The sequence below is a fragment of the Streptomyces sp. NPDC054847 genome, assembly GCF_053610925.1.
The window spans coordinates 1-6534 of sequence record NZ_JBSGZJ010000399.1 but is presented as its reverse complement, the minus strand read 5'-3'; the positions used below and the strand labels follow the sequence as shown (position 1 = coordinate 6534).

4 protein-coding genes are annotated in these 6534 nt (G+C 70.0%); 3 read left to right on the top strand and 1 reads right to left on the bottom strand.

Annotation, left to right across the window (positions count from 1 at the left end; translation table 11 throughout):
• Positions 1–44 precede the first annotated feature (44 nt).
• Positions 45–2774: a phosphoenolpyruvate carboxylase gene (ppc, locus tag ACWGH4_RS28390; RefSeq protein WP_453465950.1), complete on the bottom strand. Its 2730-nt coding sequence runs from the start codon at positions 2772–2774 to the stop codon at positions 45–47.
• Positions 2775–2990: 216 nt separating this feature from the next.
• On the opposite strand from ppc, the gene ACWGH4_RS28385 reads away from it, so the two are divergent.
• The 3 genes from ACWGH4_RS28385 (at position 2991) to ACWGH4_RS28375 (ending at position 6521) form a co-directional block, all read left to right on the top strand.
• A complete protein-coding gene (locus ACWGH4_RS28385) occupies positions 2991–3995 on the top strand; it encodes an acyl-CoA desaturase (RefSeq protein WP_453465948.1) in 1005 nt (334 codons plus the stop codon).
• Positions 3992–4681 (top strand): TetR family transcriptional regulator, encoded by a 690-nt coding sequence (locus ACWGH4_RS28380; protein WP_441264969.1) that lies wholly within the window; start codon positions 3992–3994, stop codon positions 4679–4681. The genes ACWGH4_RS28385 and ACWGH4_RS28380 overlap by 4 nt, the downstream gene beginning before the upstream one ends.
• Positions 4682–4787: 106 nt before the next feature.
• Positions 4788–6521, top strand: coding sequence for an FG-GAP repeat domain-containing protein (locus tag ACWGH4_RS28375; RefSeq protein WP_453465946.1), 1734 nt, complete (start codon positions 4788–4790; stop codon positions 6519–6521).
• Positions 6522–6534: the final 13 nt, after the last annotated feature.

Here is a 6534-nt window from a genome sequence, read left to right as displayed (position 1 = left end):
CTGCACGTCAGCGGCCGGCGGGGGCACCTTCATGTCACCCGGCGTCAGCCGGTGTTGCGCAGGCCCGCCGCGACGCCGTTGACCGTCAGCAGCAGGGCGCGGGCCAGCAACGGGTCCGCCTCCTCGCCGCGTTCGGCCGCGTCGCGCTGACGCTTGAGCAGCGCCACCTGGAGGTAGGAGATCGGGTCCAGATAGGCGTCCCTGATGGCGAACGTCTGCTGGAGCACGGGGTTGGAGCCGAGCAGTTCGTCGTTGCCCGTCACCTTCAGCACCTCGCTGACGGTGAGCGCGTGCTCGGCCTCGATGGCCTCGAAGACGTGCTTCAGGTTCTCCGGCACCAGCGTGTCGACGTAGTGGCGGGCGATCCGCAGGTCCGTCTTGGCCAGCGTCATCTCCACGTTGGCGATGAAGTTGCGGAAGAAGTGCCAGTTGCCGTGCATCTCCGCGAGCACGGTGTCCAGACCGGCCTCGCGCAGCGCCTTGAGGCCGGAGCCGACACCGAACCAGCCCGGCACGATCTGCCGCGACTGCGTCCAGCCGAACACCCACGGGATGGCCCGCAGTCCGTCGAGGCCGGCGCCGGAGTCGGGGCGGCGCGAGGGCCGCGAGCCGAGGTGCAGTTCGGCGAGCTGGTCGACGGGGGTGGCGGCGAAGAAGTACGCCGGCAGGTCCGGGTCCTCGACGAGCCTGCGGTAGGCGGCATGCGCGGCGTCGGAGACGGTGTCCATGGCCGCGTCCCAGCGGGACAGCGCCTCGTCGGACTGGCGGGGCGCCGTGTGCAGGGCGGAGGCCTGGAGCGTGGCGGCGACCGTCAGTTCGAGGTTCTCCCTGGCCAGGGACGGGATCAGATACTTGTCGGAGATGACCTCGCCCTGCTCGGTCACCTTGATCTCGCCCTCGAGCGTGCCCCAGGGCTGCGCGAGGATCGCGTCGTGGGAGGGGCCGCCACCGCGGCCGACGGTGCCGCCGCGGCCGTGGAAGAGGCGCAGCCGCACGCCGTGGCGGTGGGCGACGTCACGCAGCCTGCGCTGGGCGCGGTGAATCTCCCACTGGCTGGTGGTGATGCCGCCGAACTTGGAGGAGTCGGAGTAGCCGAGCATGACCTCCTGGACGTCGCCGCGCAGCGAGACGAGCCGCCGGTAGGAGGGGTCGGCGAGCATGCCCTCGAGGATGACGTCCGCGGCCTTCAGCTCGTCGGTGGTCTCCAGCAGCGGCACGATGCCGATCTTGGCCCAGCCGGCGTGCAGGTCGATCAGACCGGCCTCGCGGGCGAGGACCGCCGCGGCGAACACGTCGTCCGCGCCCTGGCACATCGAGATGATGTACGACTCGATGACCTCGGGGCCGAACCGCTCGAAGGCCTCCTTGACCGTGTGGAAGACGCCGAGGGTCTTCTGTCCCGCGGCGTCCAGCGGTGCCGGGGTGGGCGCGAGGGGCCGCCGGGAGCGGAGCTCCTTGGCGAGCAGCTTCTGCCGGTAGTCGCGCGGCATGTCCGCGTACCGCCACGATTCCTCGCCGAGCCGGTCGAACAGCTGGCCGAGGGCGTGGTGGTGGGCGTCGGCGTGCTCGCGGACGTCCATGGTGGCGAGCTGGAGGCCGAACGCGGAGAGGGTGCGGATGACCCGGTCCATGCGGCCGTCGGCGAAGAGCCCGCCGCGGTGCTCGCGCAGCGAGGTCTGGATGAGGGTGAGGTCGCTGATCAGCTCGGCGGTACCGAGGTAGTCGCGGCCCTCTTCGTGCGGGGTGCCCTTGGCGAGGCGCTCGCGGGTGTTGACGAGCTTCTGGCGGATGCAGGTGGCCTTGAGCCGGTAGGGCTCCTCCGCGTTGAGGCGCTTGTAGCGGGGGCTGATCTCGGGCAGCCGCTCGAGGTCCGTCTGCAGGGAGGCGAGCAGTTCCTCGGTCGCCCCGGCGTAGCGGATGGAGTTGGACAGCAGTCCGCGCAGGTAGTCGATGACCTCGATGGCGTCGGTGATGCCGTGCTCGTGCTGGAGGATCAGCACGTCCCAGGTGACGGCGGGCGTGACGTTGGGGTTGCCGTCGCGGTCGCCGCCGATCCAGGTGCCGAAGGTGAGCGGCCGGGTGCCGGGCGGCAGCTCGACGCCGACGCGCTCCAGCTCGGCGGCGAGGTCCTCGAGGACGTCGCCGACGGCGCCCGCGTGCAGTTCGTCGAGGTAGTAGATGGCGTTGCGCGCCTCGTCCGCGGGCTCCGGGCGGACGACGCGCAGCTCGTCGGTCTGCCAGATCAGGTCGATGCTCTCGGCGAGGCGCAGGTCGTGCCGGCGCCGGTCGGAGGCGATGACCGGGGTTTCCAGCAGCTCGGCGATGCGGCGGAGCTTGTTGAGCACGGAGCGCCGGGCGGCCTCGGTCGGGTGCGCGGTGAACACCGGCCGCACGTTGAGGTTCCTGACGGTCTCGCGTACGTGCTCGGGGTCGCCGTCCTTGAGCATGTCGGCGGTGCGGGCCAGCAGGCCGCCCTCGGCGGCGCGGCGCTCGCGCATCTCGTGGCCGCGGTGCACCTGCTCGGTGACGTTGGCCAGGTGGAAGTACGTGGAGAAGGCGCGGACCAGCTTGGCCGCGGTCTCCAGGTCGGTGTCGCCCAGCAGCTCGGCGGCGGCCTCACCGTCGGTGCGTGTCAGGGCGCGGACCCGCTCGACGAGGTCGAGAAGATCCGGGCCCTCCTGGCGGACGAGGGTCTCGCCCAGAAGATCGCCCAGTCGGCGGATGTCGGCACGCAGTTCTGCACTGGCGGTGGGGGTCTGGTCGGCACTGCTCACAGGTGCGGCTCCTTGCAGTGTTTGAGCACGTCTGGAGGGGTACTGGAGGCTTGCGGACCGCGCTGTCCGACGCCATCCAGGATAGGTGGCCGTTTTCCCGGCGTTGTCCACAGGTCTCTTGCCGCGCCGCCGTGCACTGCCATACTTACGTCGCCGTAGGTTACGGATCCGTAGCCAGGCGTCCGTCCCCTCTCTCCCCACCCCCAGGGAACCCTCATGACCACAAGCCCTGATCTGCTGGACGACGTAGCCGGCACTCCGGACTCCCCCCTCCCCTCGGCCACCCGGGGCGGAGACAGCAAGCGGTCGATCGAGCAGATCACTCTGCTCCTGTTCATCACGGTCCCGTTCCTCGCGCTCCTGGCGGCGGTGCCGCTGGCCTGGGGCTGGGGCGTGAGCTGGCTCGACATCGGCCTGCTGGTGGCCATGTACTACATCGGCTGCCACGGCATCACCATCGGCTTCCACCGCTACTTCACCCACGGCTCGTTCAAGGCGAAGCGGCCGCTCCGCATCGCCCTGGCGATCATGGGTTCGCTGGCGGTCGAGGGACCGCTGGTGCGCTGGGTGGCCGACCACCGCAAGCACCACAGGTTCTCGGACGCCGAGGGCGACCCGCACTCCCCGTGGCGGTTCGGCGAGACCGTCCCGGCGCTGATGAAGGGCCTGTGGTGGGCGCACATCGGCTGGATGTTCGACGAGGAGCAGACGCCGCAGCACAAGTACGCACCGGACCTGATCAAGGACCCGGCGCTCCGCAGGATCTCGCGCGACTTCATCTACTGGACCATCCTGTCGCTGGCGATCCCGCCCCTGGTCGGCGGTCTGGTGACGATGTCGTGGTGGGGCGCGTTCACCGCCTTCTTCTGGGGCTCACTGGTCCGTGTGGCGCTGCTGCACCATGTGACCTGGTCGATCAACTCCATCTGCCACGCCGTGGGCAAGCGCCCCTTCAAGTCCCGTGACCGCTCGGGCAACGTGTGGTGGCTGGCGGTGCTGTCCTGCGGTGAGTCGTGGCACAACCTGCACCACGCCGACCCGACGAGTGCTCGGCACGGCGTGCTGCGCGGCCAGGTCGACTCCAGCGCACGGCTGATCCGCTGGTTCGAGAAGGCCGGCTGGGCCTACGACGTGCGCTGGCCGCAGCAGTCCCGTCTCGACGCCCGCCGCGACGACTCCGGCGAAGCCCGCCGCGAGGGCGATGCCGTAAACGCGGCATGATTGACATCGTGGCGAGTGACGGAAGTATCGGCAGTCCGGACAAGACCAGGGCGTCGGGCGGCAGGCGCGCCCGACGGGTACGCATGACCGGCGCGGAGCGCCGTGAGCAGTTGTTGGACATCGGCCGCACCCTTTTCGCGGAGAAGGGCTTCGAGGGCACGTCCGTCGAGGAGATCGCGGCCAAGGCCGGGGTGTCCAAGCCGGTCGTGTACGAGCACTTCGGCGGCAAGGAGGGGCTCTACGCGGTCGTGGTGGACCGCGAGATGCGCCAGTTGCTCGACATGGTGACGGGGGCGCTGACCGCCGGGCATCCGCGTGAGCTGCTGGAGCAGGCGGCCTTCGCGCTGCTGGACTACATCGAGGCGTACACGGACGGTTTCCGCATCCTGGTGCGTGATTCGCCCGTCGCCCAGTCGACGGGCACGTTCGCCTCGCTCATCAGCGACATCGCCACCCAGGTCGAGGACATCCTGGGCATGGAGTTCAAGAACCGCGGTTTCGACCCCAAGCTGGCCCCGCTGTACGCGCAGGCGCTGGTCGGCATGGTGGCCCTCACGGGCCAGTGGTGGCTCGACGCGCGCCGTCCGAAGAAGGCGGAGGTGGCGGCGCATCTGGTGAATCTGGCGTGGCACGGGCTCGACGGTCTGGAGCAGAAGCCGAGGCTGATAGGCCATCGCAAGAACTGACCCGTTTTCCCGTACATCCCTCCACCCCTGTTGATCGTCTAAGCAGTGCCACGGCCCCGGATCGGGCCGTGAAGCGATCATCTTCCCTGGGGGGACTTTGACTTCTGTGAACCTGAGCCGCCGTCCCGCACCGACGGGCCGGCGCATCGCGGCCTGCACGGCACTCGCTCTCGCCGCGGGCATGCTCCTCGCCACCCCGGCGAGCGCGGACGACGCTCCCGTACGGCCGCTGCCGGCCGAGAAGCCGGCGGCGGACGCCGGCCGGGCGCAGGTGACCCTGCCGAACCTGCGCACCGACAAGGACCGCTCCGCCGCCTCGGCGGACGCGGCGCTCGCCGTGGCGCGGCCGCGCAGCGACGTGGACGGCGACGGCATCAGCGACGTCCTGTACCGGGGCATCGGCGGTCAGTGGTGGCTGGAGGCCTCGGCCTCCGCGGGCGGGGAGTACCTCTTCGACTACACCGAGGAGTCCTTCAAGGACGTGTTCTCCCTCGCCGGGCTGCAGTCCGCGGCGCCGGAGAGCCCGACGCACTTCACCCTGTCGACGACCGGCCGGCTCACCGCGTACCGGTCCGACCTCACGAGCGGCTACTCCTTCTGGTCGGGCAACGGGTGGAACATCTACAACAAGGTGTTCTCGCCCGGCGACCTGACCGGTGACGGCGTCGGTGACGTGCTGGCGCGCACCCACGGCGGCGAGCTGTGGCTGTACAAGGGCACCGCGGACCTGTCCACGCCGCTGTCGGCGCGGGTGAAGGTCGGCAGCGGCTGGCAGGCCTACGACCAGATCGTCGGCGTCAACGACGTCAACAACGACGCGATCGCGGACCTGTACGCCCGTACGCCCTCCGGTGACCTGTACTTCTACTCGGGCACCGCGGAGGCCCAGCGCCCGTTCAAGGAGCGGGTCAAGGCGGGTCACGGCTGGCAGATCTACAACACCATCACCAGCTTCGACGACATCGACGGTGACGGTCTCGGGGACGTGGTCGGCCGCTCGCTCTCCGGCACGATCTACTCCTACATCGCCGACGGCACGGGGAACCTCAAGCCCCGTGAGCAGCTCGGCACCGGCTGGGAGGCGGTGTCCCAGTTCGCCGGGGCGGGCAACAACCCGGCGTGGGGCAAGCGCGAGGTCTTCGGGGTCGACAAGTCCGGCGTGCTCTACGCCTACCACGCCCTGAACAACGGCCGGCTCAGCGCGCGCGAGCAGCTCGGCAGCGGCTGGCAGGGCGCGAAGCTGACGCTGTCCTCGTCCGTCGACAACGACGGCTATGCCGACCTGTTCGAGGTCTACGACGGCGGTCTCTACAACCTGTCGTACGGCTACGAGGGCGCCTACCTGGGCAAGGGCTGGCAGATCTACAACGCCCTCGTCGGCCCCGGCGACCTGTCGGGTGACGGCAAGGGCGACCTGCTGGCGCGCGACTCCTCGGGCGTCCTGTGGCTCTACCCGGGCAACGGCAGCGGTACCGCCGTGACTCCCCGGATCAAGATCGGCGCCGGCTGGAACGGCTACAACGCCATCGTCGGCGCCGGCGACATCACCGGTGACGGCTTCGCCGACATCGTGGCCCGCACCCCCGCCGGCCAGCTGTACCTCTACAAGGGCCACGGCCAGGCGGGCTGGGTCTTCGAGTCCCGGCAGCTGATCGGCAGCGGCTGGCAGGGTTACAACAAGCTGGTGGCGCCCGGTGACATCACCGGCGACGGTCGCGCCGACCTGCTGGCGACCACCTCCGGCGGCACGCTCTACCGCTACGACGCCGACGGCAAGAGCCCGTTCAAGCCGCGTGTCTCGATCGGCACCAGCTGGAACACGTACGCGTCCCTGCACTGATCCCGTGTGAGAC